The sequence below is a fragment of the Mesorhizobium norvegicum genome (assembly GCF_004919685.1).
Taxonomy (GTDB): domain Bacteria; phylum Pseudomonadota; class Alphaproteobacteria; order Rhizobiales; family Rhizobiaceae; genus Mesorhizobium; species Mesorhizobium norvegicum.
In genome coordinates this window covers 1-15,959 of the sequence record NZ_SMYZ01000095.1, presented here as the reverse complement: position 1 = coordinate 15,959, position 15,959 = coordinate 1, and the positions used below count along the sequence as shown (strand labels likewise).

At 63.6% G+C, this 15,959-nt stretch carries 11 protein-coding genes; 9 read left to right on the top strand and 2 right to left on the bottom strand.

Annotated elements, in window-relative coordinates; translation table 11 throughout:
• From FCU66_RS34675 to FCU66_RS34640, 8 genes are all read left to right on the top strand, one after another.
• Positions 1-786 (top strand): aspartate kinase (locus FCU66_RS34675; RefSeq protein WP_136625473.1); only part of this gene is annotated, 786 nt, incomplete at its 5' end.
• Between the two features lie 83 nt (positions 787-869).
• Complete coding sequence (ptsP, locus tag FCU66_RS34670) at positions 870-3,140, top strand: phosphoenolpyruvate--protein phosphotransferase (RefSeq protein ID WP_126070638.1); 2,271 nt, start codon at positions 870-872, stop codon at positions 3,138-3,140.
• A gap of 10 nt (positions 3,141-3,150) precedes the next feature.
• Complete coding sequence (gene prfA / locus FCU66_RS34665) at positions 3,151-4,230, top strand: peptide chain release factor 1 (protein ID WP_136619788.1); 1,080 nt, start codon at positions 3,151-3,153, stop codon at positions 4,228-4,230.
• A complete protein-coding gene (gene prmC, locus FCU66_RS34660) occupies positions 4,223-5,101 on the top strand; it encodes a peptide chain release factor N(5)-glutamine methyltransferase (RefSeq protein WP_136619789.1) in 879 nt (292 codons plus the stop codon). Before prfA ends, prmC begins: the two co-directional genes overlap by 8 nt.
• Positions 5,102-5,404: 303 nt before the next feature.
• A complete protein-coding gene (locus FCU66_RS34655) occupies positions 5,405-6,331 on the top strand; it encodes a DUF4167 domain-containing protein (RefSeq protein WP_136619790.1) in 927 nt (308 codons plus the stop codon).
• A gap of 220 nt (positions 6,332-6,551) precedes the next feature.
• Entirely contained in the window at positions 6,552-9,158 is a 2,607-nt protein-coding gene (gene clpB / locus FCU66_RS34650; RefSeq protein ID WP_136619791.1) for an ATP-dependent chaperone ClpB, read from the top strand.
• 55 nt (positions 9,159-9,213) lie between these two features.
• Entirely contained in the window at positions 9,214-9,579 is a 366-nt protein-coding gene (locus FCU66_RS34645; RefSeq protein ID WP_136619792.1) for an MmcQ/YjbR family DNA-binding protein, read from the top strand.
• A 151-nt stretch (positions 9,580-9,730) separates the two neighbouring features.
• Positions 9,731-11,254, top strand: coding sequence for a L,D-transpeptidase family protein (locus tag FCU66_RS34640; protein ID WP_136619793.1), 1,524 nt, complete (start codon positions 9,731-9,733; stop codon positions 11,252-11,254).
• Here FCU66_RS34640 and FCU66_RS34635 read toward each other — a convergent pair.
• Positions 11,228-11,860, bottom strand: a complete 633-nt coding sequence (locus FCU66_RS34635; protein WP_136619794.1) for a TMEM175 family protein — start codon at positions 11,858-11,860, stop codon at positions 11,228-11,230. The genes FCU66_RS34640 and FCU66_RS34635 overlap by 27 nt on opposite strands.
• A gap of 154 nt (positions 11,861-12,014) precedes the next feature.
• Here FCU66_RS34635 and FCU66_RS34630 point away from each other — a divergent pair, with 154 nt between their 5' ends.
• A complete protein-coding gene (locus FCU66_RS34630) occupies positions 12,015-13,574 on the top strand; it encodes an MFS transporter (RefSeq protein ID WP_136619795.1) in 1,560 nt (519 codons plus the stop codon).
• Positions 13,575-13,584: 10 nt separating this feature from the next.
• Here the strand turns inward: FCU66_RS34630 and FCU66_RS34625 are convergent, their stop codons facing one another.
• Positions 13,585-15,552 (bottom strand): M23 family metallopeptidase, encoded by a 1,968-nt coding sequence (locus FCU66_RS34625; protein WP_168991999.1) that lies wholly within the window; start codon positions 15,550-15,552, stop codon positions 13,585-13,587.
• Positions 15,553-15,959 lie beyond the last annotated feature (407 nt).

The following is a 15,959-nucleotide window of genomic DNA, read 5'->3' as shown; positions in this document are numbered from 1 at the left end:
GCGGTCGCCATCGCCGCGGCGGTCAAGGCCGACCGTTGCGACATCTACACCGACGTCGACGGGGTCTACACCACCGATCCGCGCATGGAGCCCAAGGCGCGGCGGCTGGCCAAGATCTCGTTCGAGGAAATGCTTGAAATGGCTTCGCTCGGCGCCAAGGTTCTGCAGGTGCGTTCGGTCGAGCTTGCCATGGTGCACAGGGTGCGTACCTTCGTGCGGTCGTCCTTCGACGATCCCGATGCGCCCGGAATGGGGGATTTGCTCAATCCGCCCGGAACGCTCATTTGCGACGAGGAAGAGATCGTGGAACAGCAGGTCGTCACCGGAATTGCCTATGCCAAGGACGAAGCGCAGATTTCGCTGCGCCGGGTCGGCGACCGGCCGGGCGTCGCCGCCGGCATCTTCGGGCCGCTGGCCGAGGCCAACATCAATGTCGACATGATCGTCCAGAACATTTCCGAGGACGGCAAGTTCACCGACATGACCTTCACCGTGCCGTCGGGCGATGTCGACAAGGCGCTGGCCGTGCTCGAGCGCCTCAAGGCGTCGATCGGCTACGATGTCGTGCAGTCGGAAGCCGGCATGTCGAAGGTTTCGGTCATCGGCATCGGCATGAGGAGCCATGCAGGCGTCGCCGCCACCGCTTTCAAGGCGCTGGCCGACAAGTCGATCAACATCCGCGCCATCACGACCTCCGAGATCAAGATTTCGATCCTGATCGACGGTCCGTACACCGAACTTGCGGTTCGTACTTTGCATTCCGTCTACGGTCTGGATAAGCAGTAGCGAGAACGATTTGAGTTGTTGCGTGTGCGCCGGTCGCAGTGGAAACTGCGGCGGGCAGAATGCCCATTGGAGAAGAAGCCGCGATGCGTGATCAGGCCAGTGGCCCGCGCGTTTTGCTGAAACGGCTCCGCGAGCTCATGCAGGAGCCGCTGGAGCCGCAGGAGCGGCTTGACCGGATCGTGCGCGACATCGCCTCCAACATGGTCGCCGAAGTGTGCTCGCTCTACGTGCTGCGCGCCGATTCGGTGCTCGAACTCTACGCCACCGAAGGTTTGAACCCGAACGCGGTCCACCTGGCGCAGTTGCGATTGGGGCAAGGTCTGGTCGGCACGATCGCGGCCAGCGCGCGGCCGCTTAATCTCTCGAATGCGCAGGAACACCCAGCCTTCGCCTATCTGCCGGAGACCGGGGAGGAGATCTACAACTCCTTCCTCGGCGTGCCGGTGCTGCGGGCAGGGCGCACGCTGGGCGTTCTGGTGGTGCAGAACAAGACCATGCGCCATTACCGCGACGACGAGGTCGAGGCGCTGGAAACCACCGCGATGGTGATCGCCGAGATGATCGCCACCGGCGATCTGGCGCGGCTGACCAGGCCCGGCCTCGAACTCGATCTGCGCCGTCCCGTCAGCTTCACCGGCCTCTCCTTCAACGACGGCGTCGGGCTTGGCCATGTCGTGCTGCATGAGCCGCGCATCGTCGTCACCAATTTGTTCAACGAAGACAGCGAGGAAGAGGTCCGCCGGCTCGAAACCTCGCTCGGCTCGCTCAGGCTCTCGATCGACGACATGCTGGAGCGCCGCGACGTCGCCTTCGAGGGCGAGCATCGCCAGGTTCTGGAAGCCTATCGCATGTTCGCCAACGACCGCGGCTGGGTGCGCCGGCTGGAAGAGGCGATCCGCAACGGCCTGACGGCGGAAGCAGCCGTCGAAAAGGTACAGAGCGACATGCGCGCCCGCATGCTGCACATGACCGATCCCTATCTGCGCGAGCGGATGAGCGATTTCGACGACCTTGCCAACCGGCTGCTGCGCCAGTTGATGGGGCGCGGGCCGGAGGATGTCGCCGCATCGCTGCCGAAGGACGCCATCATCGTCGCCCGTTCGATGGGGGCCGCCGAGCTGCTCGACTATCCCAGGGACAAGATGCGCGGGCTGGTGCTCGAGGATGGTGCTGCCACCAGCCACGTCGTCATCGTCGCGCGCGCCATGGGCATCCCCGTCGCCGGCCAGATGAAGGGCGCCGTTTCCATGGCGGAAAACGGCGACGCCATCATCGTCGACGGCGAAGAGGGCGTAATCCATTTGCGGCCGCAGCCCGATCTCGAAGCCGCCTATGCCGAAAAGGTGCGTTTCCGGGCGCGCCGGCAAGAGGTCTATCGCGAACTGCGCAAGAAGCCGTCGACGACCAAGGACGGGGTCCAGGTCGATCTTTTGATGAATGCCGGTCTTGCCGTCGACCTGCCGCAGCTTGCCGAAGCGGGTGCCGCCGGCATCGGCCTGTTCCGCACCGAACTGCAGTTCATGGTTGCCTCCACATTTCCCCGTGCCGAGGCGCAGGAAAAGCTCTACCGCGACGTGCTCGAGGCTGCGCGCGGCAAGCCGGTCACCTTCCGCACCATCGATATCGGTGGTGACAAGGTGCTGCCCTATTTCAAGGGCGCGATCCAGGAAGAGAACCCCGCGCTCGGCTGGCGGGCGATCCGCCTGACGCTTGACCGTCCGGGGCTGCTGCGCACCCAAATCCGCGCTTTGCTCAAGGCCAGCGGCGGGCGCGAGCTCAAGCTGATGCTGCCGATGGTGACCGAACTTGGCGAGATCGCCCAGGCGCGCGAGATCATCGACCGCGAGGTGCGGCATCTCTCGCGTTTTGCCCATCATTTGCCGACCAGCCTGAAGCTGGGGGCGATGCTTGAAGTGCCGTCGCTCCTGTTCCAGCTCGACGAATTGATGAAGGCGGTCGACTTCGTCTCGGTCGGCTCGAACGATCTGTTCCAGTTCGTCATGGCCGTCGACCGCGGTAACACGCAGCTCGCCAACCGCTTCGACACGCTGTCGGCGCCGTTCCTGCGCGTCCTGAAGCAGATCGCCGATGCCGGCGTCCGCAACCACACGCCGGTCACCCTGTGCGGCGAACTCGCCGGCAAGCCGATTTCGGCGATGGCGCTGATCGGCCTCGGCTTCCGCTCGATCTCGATGTCGCCGGCTTCGATCGGCCCGGTCAAGGCGATGCTGACGGAACTGCCGCTGGATGAGTTGGAGGCGTTCTTCGACGACAATCTGATGGCGCCGGCGCAGGGCTTGCCGATGCGGGCGCTGCTGCAGGCCTTTGCCGACGACCGTTCGATTCCATTGTAGCACCCTCATCATGGTCAACCTGCCCCGCGATCGTATGGATCAAGTCGTCAAACGTTTCGAAATGCTCGAAGCGCAGATGTCGGCTGGCCCGGCGCCTGATGCCTATGTGCGGATGGCGTCCGAATATGCCGAAATCCAGGACATGGTGGCCAAGGTCAGGGCACTGCGCCTGGCCGAGCATGAGCAGGCCGATCTCGAAGCCATGCTTGCCGACAAGGGCACCGACGCCGAGATGCGGGCGCTCGCCGAGGCCGACCTTCCGGAGGTCGAGGAACGCATCGAGGCGCTGCAGAAGGATATCCAGATCCTGCTGTTGCCCAAGGATGCCGCCGACGACAAGAATGCCATTCTCGAAATCCGCGCCGGCACCGGCGGCGATGAGGCCGCCCTTTTTGCCGGCGACCTGTTTCGCATGTATGAGCGCTACGCTGCCGAACGCGGCTGGCGTTTCGAGACGGCATCGGCCAGCGATGGCGATGCCGGCGGTTTCAAGGAAATCATCGCCACGGTGTCGGGCAAGGGCGTCTTTGCGCATCTGAAATTCGAATCCGGCGTGCACCGCGTGCAGCGCGTGCCGGCGACCGAGGCGAGCGGGCGTATCCACACGTCGGCGGCAACCGTCGCCGTGCTGCCCGAGGCCGAAGAGGTCGACATCGACATCAGGGCCGAAGACATCCGCATTGACACGATGCGCGCCTCGGGCTCGGGCGGCCAGCACGTCAACACCACCGATTCTGCCGTCCGCATCACCCATTTGCCGACCGGCATCATGGTGGTGCAGGCGGAAAAGTCGCAGCACCAGAACCGCGCCAAGGCGATGCAGATCCTGCGGGCCCGGCTCTATGACCTCGAACGCGGCAAGGCGGACGAAGAGCGCTCCGAATCGCGCAAGTCACAGGTCGGTTCCGGCGACCGGTCGGAACGCATCCGCACCTATAATTTCCCGCAAGGCCGCGTCACCGACCACCGCATCAACCTGACGCTCTACAAGCTCGACCGGGTGATGATGGGCGAACTCGACGAGATCATCAACGCGCTGATCGCCGATCACCAGTCGAAGCTGCTCGCCGACATCGGCATCGATGGCTGATCGACTGCCGGAGACGCTGGGGCCGTTGCTGCGGGAAGCGCAGGCCCGGCTTGCCGCCGCCGCTATCGATGATCCGGCGCTCGATGCGAGGCTGATCGTCGAGCATTTCTCCGGCACGACACGCACGCAAGCCATTGCGGACCCCGAACGCAAAGTCGACGCTGGCGTTGTTGCCGAAATCGATGCCGCCTTGCGACGCCGTGCCGGCGGCGAGCCGGTGCACCGCATCCTCGGCTATCGTGAATTCTACGGTTTGCGCCTGTCGCTGTCGCCGGAAACGCTGGAGCCGCGGCCGGATACCGAAACGCTGGTCGATGCGATGCTGCCTTTCGTCAGGGCCGTGGCCGTCCGGGAAGGCGAATGCCGCATCCTCGATCTTGGCACCGGCACCGGCGCCATTGCCCTGGCGTTGCTCAGCGCCGTGCCGACAGCTAACGCCACCGGCGTCGATCTGTCCGCGGGCGCGCTGGCGACGGCGACCCGCAATGCAGGGCAGCTGGGCCTTGCCGGCCGGTTCATAGCGCTCCAGTCGGACTGGTTCGAAAAAGTTTCTGGCCGGTACCATGTAATTGCCGCAAACCCTCCCTATATACCTTCCGAAGACGTTGGAAATCTGCAGGACGAAGTCCGCAATTTCGACCCGCGCCTGGCCTTGGATGGCGGCGTGGACGGTCTGAACCCCTACAGGATCATCGCCGCGGAGGCGGCAAGGTTTTTGGAAACTGAAGGCAGGATTGCGGTCGAGATCGGCCACACGCAGCACAATGAGGTCTGCGAGATATTCGCTGTCGCCGGCTATAGGCCGGGCGGTGCTTTTCGTGACCTTGGCGGAAACGACAGGGTTATTGTCTTTGAAAGGATAAAGCCTTGACGCAGTGCAAAAAAGCGCTTGGCAATGCCGGGGAATGCGGCTAGGGTCGCCTTAACCGGATGAGACGAAGCAGGCAGTGCTCTTAGCGATTCGGTTTTCCTTGGAAATAGCTGCCTTCTTGCGCAAACGATGCCCAAGCTTCGTGCGGGAATCGTCCGGCAAGTGATGTAACCGGAACAGGATGGCACGTGGCGCCAACGCAATCGATGCGGGCGAACGCCGGTGAAGAGACGAAACGGCTGGCTGCATGAGCGCCTCCGTTCGTGAAGAGTTTTTCGAAAATTTCAAAATGAAGAGAGTTTGATGAGGCCACAACAGCAGAACAGGCGCATGCGCGGTCGCAACAACAATGGCGGCGGCGGTGGTAACAATAACAATAATAACAACAACAACCGCAAGGGACCAAACCCCCTGACGCGCAACTACGAGAGCAATGGCCCGGACGTGAAGATCCGCGGTTCGGCTCAGCAGATCGCCGAGAAATACGCCACCCTTGCCCGTGATGCGCACAGCTCCGGCGATCGGGTCATGGCGGAGAACTATCTCCAGCACGCCGAGCACTACAATCGCATCATCGCGGCCGCGCAGGCGCAGATGCCGATCCAGAACACGCAACAGAATCGCGATGATTTCGACGATGACGGCGATGAGGATCGCGACGATTTCGACAATGGCGGCAACAACAGCAACACTGTTTCCGATCCCCAGGTTCCGGTGGTCAACCACGGCGCCGGCCCGCAGCCGGTCATCGAAGGCATGCCGGCCGAGGTCGCGCTGAACCGGGAAGGTGGCCGCGAGAGCCGCGATAACAATGGCGGGCGCAACAATGGCGGCCGCGACAACAATGGCGCACGCCATCGCGATCGTCGCCCCAGTGGCGGTTACGGCCAGAACGGCCAGCGCGACTTCGGTTCGCCTGTGGAGCAAGGTGGTCAGCCCCAGCGCAACGAGGCTCCGATCGAGGCCGAAGCCGCTTCGCCGATCGAATCCGTTGCAGCGGCCGAACCGGCTTCGTTGTTCGAGAACCTGTCGCCGGCAGGTCTTGCCGCCCAGGCCGAACTCAACGAGGCGGCTGCCGAAAGCGGTGCTGCCCGTCGCCCGAGGCGTCCGCGCCGTCCACGCGTCAACGCCGATCAGGTCGACGGCGGCAGCGACAATGCCGATGCCGGCGCGGTGGCCCCGGTCGACAGCGGCAATGCTGAACCGGTCATTGTTGATATCGACAACTGATCGAACGACATTTCAAGACGTTGAGCGGCGGGGAGAAATCTCCGCCGTTTTTGTTTTGGGCGGCTGTGCAATATTATGCGGTTGCCGATATCGAGACGTCTTGAGGGTTCGGGACCCGTGCACCATATCAGCCTCAACTGGACCCGGCTCGAATGGGCGGGTCCGTCACCGCAATCGGATCCGGTGCCGCAAAGCGGGCCGGTGATGGAAGGAGACACATATGAACCTTGAGAAATACTCCGAGCGCGTGCGCGGCTTCATCCAGTCCGCGCAGACCATGGCGCTCTCCCGCAACCACCAGCAATTCACCCCCGAACACATCCTGAAAGTGCTTGTCGACGACGACGAGGGCTTGGCCGCATCGTTGATCGAGCGCGCCGGCGGCAACGTCCGCGACGTCAAGCTTGGCGTCGAGACGGCGCTCGAAGCGATGCCCAAGGTCGAAGGCGGCAATGGCCAGCTCTATCTGGCGCAGCCGCTGGCCAAAGTGTTTTCGACCGCCGAGGAGCTGGCCAAGAAAGCCGGCGACAGCTTTGTCACGGTCGAGAGGCTCTTGCAGGCGCTTGCCATGGAAAAGTCGGCCAAGACCGCTGACATACTGGCCAAGGCCGGCGTCACCGCGCAGGCGCTCAACCAGGTCATCAACGATGTCCGCAAGGGCCGCACCGCCGATTCGGCGAGTGCCGAACAGGGCTACGATGCGCTGAAGAAATACGCGCGCGACCTGACCGCTGATGCGCGTGCCGGCAAGCTCGATCCGGTCATCGGCCGCGACGACGAGATTCGCCGCACCATCCAGGTGCTGTCGCGCCGCACCAAGAACAATCCGGTGCTGATCGGCGAGCCGGGCGTCGGCAAGACGGCGATCGCCGAAGGCCTGGCGCTGCGCATCGTCAATGGTGACGTGCCGGAATCGCTGAAGGACAAGCAATTGATGGCGCTCGACATGGGCGCGCTGATTGCCGGCGCCAAATATCGCGGCGAGTTCGAGGAGCGGCTGAAGGCCGTGCTCTCCGAAGTCACTTCGGCCAACGGCAACATCATCCTGTTCATCGACGAGATGCACACGCTGGTCGGCGCCGGCAAGGCGGATGGCGCCATGGATGCGTCGAACCTGTTGAAGCCGGCGCTGGCGCGCGGCGAGTTGCACTGTGTCGGCGCCACCACGCTCGATGAGTATCGCAAGCATGTCGAGAAGGATGCAGCCCTTGCTCGCCGCTTCCAGCCGGTGTTCGTCGATGAGCCGACTGTGGAAGACACCGTCTCGATCCTGCGTGGGCTGAAGGAAAAATACGAGCAGCACCACAAGGTGCGCATTTCGGATTCGGCGCTGGTGGCGGCGGCAACGCTGTCCAACCGCTACATCGCCGACCGCTTCTTGCCGGACAAGGCGATCGACCTGGTCGACGAAGCCGCATCGCGGCTGCGCATGCAGGTCGATTCCAAGCCCGAAGCACTTGACGAGATCGATCGTCGCATCATGCAGCTCAAGATCGAGCGCGAGGCGCTGAAGGTCGAGACGGACGACGCCTCGAAGGACCGGCTCGCCCGCCTGGAAAAGGAGCTCGTCGGCCTCGAGGAGGAATCGACCGAGATCACCGCTAAATGGCAGGCCGAGAAGCAGAAGCTCGGGCTGGCAGCCGACCTCAAGAAGCAGCTCGACGAGGCTCGCAACGATCTTGCCATTGCCCAGCGCAAGGGCGAGTTCCAGCGCGCCGGCGAGCTTGCCTATGGCAAGATCCCGGAACTGGAAAAGAAGCTGAAGGAGGCCGAGGCCCAGGACGGCAAGGTTGGCATGGTCGAAGAGGTGGTCACGCCCGACCACGTCGCCCATATCGTCTCGCGCTGGACCGGCATCCCGGTCGACAAGATGCTGCAGGGCGAGCGCGACAAGCTGCTGCGCATGGAAGACGAGATCGGCAAGCGCGTCGTCGGCCAGGGCGAGGCGGTGCAGGCTGTCTCGAAGGCCGTGCGGCGGGCGCGAGCCGGCCTGCAGGATCCGAACCGGCCGATCGGCTCGTTCATGTTCCTCGGACCGACCGGCGTCGGCAAGACCGAACTGACCAAGGCGCTGGCGAGCTTCCTGTTCGACGACGAGAGCGCCATGGTGCGCATCGACATGTCTGAGTACATGGAAAAGCACTCGGTTGCCCGGCTGATCGGCGCGCCTCCCGGCTATGTCGGCTATGACGAAGGGGGCGCGCTGACCGAAGCGGTGCGGCGGCGGCCCTATCAGGTCGTGCTGTTCGACGAGATCGAGAAGGCGCATCCGGATGTCTTCAACGTGCTGTTGCAGGTGCTTGATGACGGCCGCCTGACCGACGGTCAGGGCCGCACCGTCGACTTCCGCAACACGCTGATCATCATGACGTCGAACCTGGGCGCCGAATATCTCGTCAATCTCGGCGAGGGCCAGGATGTCGATGAGGTCCGCGACGAGGTGATGAATGTCGTCAAGGCGTCGTTCCGGCCTGAGTTCCTCAACCGCGTCGACGAAGTGATCCTGTTCCATCGGCTGCGCCGGCAGGATATGGGCCGCATCGTCGAGATCCAGCTCAAGCGGCTGGAGAGCCTGCTTGTCGACCGCAAGATCACGCTGTCGCTGGACCAGGAGGCGGTCGATTGGCTGGCGGCCAAGGGTTACGACCCGGCCTATGGCGCGCGGCCGCTGAAGCGGGTGATGCAGAAGGAACTGCAGGATCCGCTGGCGGAGAAGATCCTGCTCGGCGATATCCTCGACGGCTCGACCGTCAAGGTGACAGCCGGTTCCGACCGGCTGAACTTCCGCTCGAAGCCGACGATCGTCGCGGCGGAAGTGGCAGCCTGATCCAACGCCGCGCGTCCACTCTGGACGCGCGGCGTTTTCGCATAGAGGGGCGCGGATGACACTGGACGACTACAACAGCTTCTGCGCCTCGCTGCCCTCGACGAGCCATGTCGTCCAGTGGGGCGGCGCGCATGTCTGGAAGGTCGGGACCAAGATGTTTGCAATCGGCGGCTGGAATCAGGGCCAGCAGCTCTTCGTCACCTTCAAATGTTCCGACATCGCCTATGATGTGCTGAAGGAGCAGCCGGGACTGCGGCCCGCGCCATACCTTGCTTCGCGCGGCATGACATGGATCCAGCGTCGGACAAGCCAGAGCATGGATGATGGTGCGCTGAAGGACTATCTGCGCGAGAGCCATCGCCTTGTCGCCCTGAAGCTGACCAGGCAGGCGCGCAAGGAATTGGGGCTCGCCGCAAGCTAGTTAATATTCCCCGAGGCGCCGGAAAACCGCCATCTTCATGCCCGGTTCATGTTGGAACCATATGGTGGGTAACTGGTTTGCTGGCGAAGGGGTTCGCCTTGCAGGGACACTGCCGGGCGGCGGCAATTACGGACCGGAGAGTTTGGCTACCATGTTCCGCACGATCTTGACCCTTTCTGCCCTCGCAGCCGGGATGTCCTTTTCAGGCGCGCTCGCCGCCCCAACGCAGGACAGCGCACAGCCGATTGTCCGCGCTGCCAATGATGGCGGCATCCTGGTCGCCCAGGACGGCAATCTGGACATTTATTACGACGCCAGGGGCAATCGCGTCATCGTCGATGCCGATACCGGCAAGGTCATCGCCATCCAGCCGCCGCAGACCCGGCTCGACCGCCGCGCGTTGCGTCGAGAGACACGACTGCGCGAGTTGGGCCGCGCCCCTGACGGCGACGACCGCTACTATCTCGACGACCCCGAAGACATGGCGCGGTTCCGCCGCAAGCAGTTGGAAGAGGAAGGCCGGGTCATCCCGCCGCCGGCGGACGAATACGATCCTTACGGTGACAATTCCGTGGAAGCCTATCCGCCTGCACCGCAGGACGATGGCAGCTACGACAACAATTATCCTGACGCGCCGCAGCCGGCAAAGCCGGGTACCATCAAGCGTCAGCCGCTGAACGAGGCCTCGATAGACCCTGCCCAGCCGGCAGCTCCCACCGACGAGGCGCTGCCCGCCGATCAGGCGGCACTGCCGCCGAAGGCTGGCGACAAGACCAGTGTCGCCCCGGCGCTTTCGTTGGGAGCACGCCAGGATGTCGCCGCACTTCAGGTGCTGCTCGACCGCGGTGGCGCTTCGCCTGGCGTCATCGACGGGCGTTTCGGTTCGAATGTCGACAAGGCGCTCGCCGCCTACAACCAGATCACCGGCAGCAATCTGCGATCGACCGACGCGGTCGGCATCCAGGCGGCACTGGCGCAATCCGGCGGCGATGCCTTCGCCAACTACACCATCACACCGGAAGATGCGGCCGGTCCCTATGTCGCCTCGATCCCTGAAGACTACAGCCAGAAGGCGCAGCTCGACCGCATGGGCTACACGTCGGTGACCGAGGCGCTGGCGGAGCGCTTCCACATGGATGAGAATTACCTCAAGGCGCTCAACCCGGACGTCAACTTCAATCGCCCCGGCACGATCATCAAGGTCGCCAATTTCGGCAGGTTGGTCTCGACGCCGGTTGCCCGCATCGTTGCCGACAAGGACAAGAAAGAGGTTTTCGCCTATGATGCCGGCGGCAAGCTGGTGGCAGCCTATCCCGCCACCATCGGCTCGTCGGATACGCCGTCACCGTCCGGCACGCATACGGTGTCGCGCGTCGCGCTCGATCCGAACTACACCTACAACCCCAGCATCAATTTCAAGCAGGGCCAGAACGACAAGGTTCTGACCATTCCGCCAGGCCCGAACGGCCCGGTCGGCTCGGTCTGGATCGCCCTGGACAAGCCGACCTACGGCATCCACGGCACACCGGACCCGTCGAAGATCGGCAAGACCGAAAGCCATGGCTGCGTGCGCCTGACCAACTGGGATGCGCGGGAACTGGCCAAACTGGTTTCGCCGGGTGTCACGGTGGAGTTTGTCGGTGGACCTTCAGCCGATGACCTTGCGCAGCAGTGAACTGCGAAGTGCGGCGGCATAGACCAACTGCACGACCAGGATGAAGCCGATGCTGAGCAAGGGACTGATGAGTGAGAGTGCGGCGCCGAGCGCCCACAGGATCTGCGCCTTGACGATGCGCAGATAGACCGTGCGTTTGGTCTCCGCATTAACGTCCTCTGCCACGAAGCCGTTTTTCTCCGCATAGCGCCAGCTGGCGAACAGCGTGACGCCGAGCATCAGCAGATTGAGCCAGTAGACCAGCACCGCGGTTCTGAAATCGAGGAAGTCGGCCAGCAGGTCGGTCGAGAACGGCAGCAGGGCGATGAAGGCGAGAAAGCAGAGGTTCAGCGTGGCAAGCCGTCGATCGGATCTGGCGATCAGACCATGCTGCGCCTGCTGGCCGAACCAGAAGATGGTCAGCGTCAGGAAGCTCAAGGCGTAGGTCAGGAAACGCGGCGCCAGTGCAGCGATCGCGGCAAGCAGCTCGCGTTCGGAATGGATCGCCTCGTGCGCCGGCACCCTGATTTCGAGAACGATCAGGGTGAGCGCGATGGCGAACACCCCGTCGGTGATGCCGACGATACGGCCGCGTCCCTCCGCCGATGCTTCAAGTGGCCGCTTCATCGATGTCTCCCCGCCTGCATCTTTCCAGAAAACCTAGCACGGCTGCCGCCGTTTGCATCCGGCTAGGGTGCGACCCTGGCCAACTGGCTGGTTTCAAGGACAGCAAGCCACTGGCCGGTTGTTGCCGGTACGCTGGGGGTCTAAGCAAGGTTCCATGCATTCACCAAGTGAAGCCGCCGCCGTCCCGCTGACCAGCCCGGTCACGAATGGAACGTTCTGTCCGCAATCGAAGCGGCGATTTGTGTTGATAGCGGCAGTCCTGGCCTCGGCGCTCGGCTTCATCGACGGTTCGATCCTGGCCATCGCCACACCGGCGATCCGCGTCAACCTCGGCGCCAGCCTGGCTGAGGCGCAATGGATTTCCAATGCCTATGCGTTGACGCTCTCGGCGCTGATCCTCGCCGGCGGCGCTGCCGGCGATCGATTCGGTCTGCGCCGCGCCTTCGTGGCAGGCATTGCGTTGTTCATTGTCGCTTCGCTTGCCTGTGCGCTGGCGCCGAATGCGGTGGTGCTGATCGCATTTCGTGCCGTCCAGGGCATTGGTGCGGCGATCATGGTGCCGGGCAGCCTGGCCATCATCGCCAAGGCCTACCCGAAAAAGGAACGCGGCCGCGCCATCGGCATCTGGGCGGCGGCTTCGGCGCTGACCACGGCACTTGGTCCGGTGCTCGGCGGCTTCGTGCTGTCGGCTTTCGGCGACGGCATCTGGCGGGCGATCTTCGCCATCAACCTGCCGCTCGGCCTGATCTCGATCTATCTTCTGCTGGCCAAGGTTCCAGCCGACGCGCCAACGGAGAAACGCAGTCTGGATCTCGGCGGTGCTGGGCTCGCCACATTGGCTTTCGGCGCGCTCGCCTACGGGCTGACCTCGATGAGCGCCAGCGGCGAGGGCCACATGGCCGGGCCGAGCATTGCCGCCGGTGTCGTATTGCTGGCGGTCTTCATCGTCTTCGAGCTTCGGCAGCGCGAGCCGATGATCGACCTCAGCCTGTTTCGCGTCGGCGCTTTCGCCGGCGCCAATGTCGCGACGTTCTTCCTCTATTTCGCGCTGTCGGCCAATCTTTTCTATCTGCCGATGCTGCTGATCGCCGGCTGGGGACTGAGCACGGCCGAGGTCGGCTTCATCTTCCTGCCCCTGTCGGCGTCGATCGCACTTTTGTCGGGACCGGTCGGCCAGCTGTCGGACCGGATCGGTCCGCGTTTTCCGATCGCCTGCGGCAGCCTCGTCGTGGCTTTCGCCTTTGCCGGACTTGCCTTGCTCACCCATGCCGGCATCCACAATTTCTGGACGGGAACATTCCCGCTGATGGCGCTGATGGGGCTCGGCATGGCGCTGGTCGTGTCGCCATTGTCGACCGCGATCATGACGGCGGTGGAAGACAAGGATACGGGTGCGGCCTCCGGCATCAACAATGCCGTCTCGCGCATCGGCGGCCTGATCGCGGTGGCGGCGATGGGTTCGCTCGCCGCCTGGGTCTACGCGAATGCACTGGATGGCAATGCAACACCTGGCGTGCCTGGCTTTGGCGAACCGGCGACGGCAGGACTTGCGCCCGCCGTCGATGCGGCAAGGCTCGCCGCCAGCGACACTGCGTTTTCCGTGGTCTCTTCGGTGACCGCGCTGCTTTGCCTGCTTGCGGCTGTTATCGCCTGGACGACCATTTCCGGTGAGCGGCTGCCATGGTCGCGGCGCGTCGAGAATCCGCAGGGCTAAAGCCGACGGATCAACCGTCGATCTTGGCGCTCGCAACTTTCAGCGAATCGCTGTCTTCCTGCTTCAGCAGTTCGTCGATTCGCTCGCGTTCACGCTTGAAGGCAACGAGGTCGTCGCCCTTAAGCACCTTGCCGACCGGCAGGCGGACACGCATCGGATCAACCTTGGTGCCGTTGACGATCAGCTCGTAGTGAAGATGCGGACCGGTGGCGAGGCCGGTCTGGCCGAGAAAGCCGATGGTCTGGCCCTGGCGTACGTGCACGCCCGGTTCGATGCCTTTGGCAAAAGCGCTCTGGTGATTGTATGATGTCTCGTAGCCATTGGCATGACGGATGATGATCTGCTTGCCGTAGCCGCCGGCCCAGCCAACCTTCTCGACAGTGCCGTTGCCGGCAGCGATGATCGGCGTGCCGATCGGGGCGGACCAGTCGACGCCGGTGTGCATACGGACATAGCCGAGGATCGGATGCTTGCGGGCACCGAAACCGGAGCGGAATTTTCCCGCAGGCAGGGGATTGCGCAGCAGGAACTGCTCGGCGCTCGAGCCGTCCTCGTCGAAATAGTCGGTGCCGCCATCCTGCATCTGGAAGCGGTAGAAGTTGCGCGTCTGGCCGCCGAACATCGCCGAGACGTAGAGAAGTTCGGAGCTATCCGAGGTCTGGTCGTCGCCATCGGGCTGCGAGAACAGGACTTCGATGCGGTCGGAGGGGTTGAGGCGGGACTGGAAGTCGACGTCGGACGCCAGCAGCTTGATCAGCCGCTGCGTCATCGCCTTGGACATGCCGTAGGAATAGGCGGCGCGATAAATGCCGTCATAGACATTGGGCAGATTGCCGCGCACCACCACCGGCGCCGACGAATCATCGAAGGCCGTCAGCAATTCGGGATTTGGATCCGGCTCCTGCGCGGGCACATACTGGCCGCGATCGTCGAGCGCGATGGTGACGATGTGCTGGGTCCGGTCGTAGACACTGGTTCGCACGACCTTGGCGGCATCGCCGTGAACCTCAAGGCCGACACGCAGCACGGTTCCGGCCTTGAGCGCCGTCGCGTTCAGCAGCTTGGCGATGGCTTCGGCCATGCCGGTGGCGTCTTCACCCGTGTAGCCCGAATCAGCAAAAGCCTCGGTGACGTCGAGATCCTTGGTGAAGGGGATGATTTCCTCGGCGAAAGCCGGCGCCTGGTCGTCGGCGGTGGCGCGCGGCGCCACCGAGACGTTTTCCGGCACGATCTTGACGTCGTAGGAGCCTGCCATGCTCTCGGCAAAGGCTTCGCCGAATCGCTGCGGATCGACATAGTGAAGGGAAGCGACCTGCACGGCACCGTCGCTGAGGTCGGTGCCGGCTTCGCGCACCACCTTTTCCACCTCGTCGGCGGACAGGTCGCTCTTTTCGTCGAAGGAGGCCGTCTCGATCGGGAAATCGACGGTCTTCAGGCTCATCTCGCTTTCGACCTTGGCGCCATAGATCTGGCCGGAAGCGGCAGAGGCTGCCGCCGGCTGGGCACTGTCGTCGCTGTCGTCGCCGAACACCTGCATCGGATCAAAGGGTGGGTAGGCGCGGCTGGTGGTGTGGCCGGCGGCCAGCGCCATCTTGATCTGCACGAAAGGCATGGTGTGGATGACGTCGCGGTCGCCGACCTTGGTGACCATCGACACTTCCATACGCCGGCGGTCCTTGGCCTTGGCGATCTGACGCGGCGCCACCAGCCTGGTCGTCTTGGCGACTTCGCCGGAATCGCCGTTGCCGGCAAGACTGATCAACTCGGCGATCTCGGGTGGGGTGGCCAGTTGCTGGCGACCGTCAAGTGCGGCGAACAGCGCCACGCCCATCAACACGCTCGAGGTCACGCCAGTGAGAAAGGTTCCCGACAGCCAGCGTGCAGAAACCTCGCGCCGGTCGGGCGGGCCGCTGCGGCCGTCCGCGATAAGCGGCGGCTCGTTGCCGAGTTCGGCTATGACATCTTCCGTGTCTGGCATCCAGAAAGGCTGCTTCTTCCCCGGGCGGAACGGCTTGTCGCTTTTGTTGTGGCCGTGACATTTGCCTGTCATGGCAGGTGAAGTCAACGAAGCGCCAGGCTCCGACCGAATTCCCCTCGCGCACTTTTCTTATGGAGCGCTCTACCGGGAGGGGCGGTGCACCTTCTCTGCAAGGCTCATCGCGCACTCCTATATAGCGCTCCTAAAAGAGGCCCTGCGCCACCGGCGCTGCGCCCGCTTTCGTTGGCTTTGGTGTCGAACGGCAATGCGGCGGCAATAGGGCTCGTTCGTGGCCGTCCAACCCGTGTTGTCCGAGTTCCCTTGGGGCAGTCGGCTATCAACCGACCGGGTCCGAAATTTCTGTCGTAAAAAGTTCAAAAACTTTGAGATCGGTGTTGACACTTGTC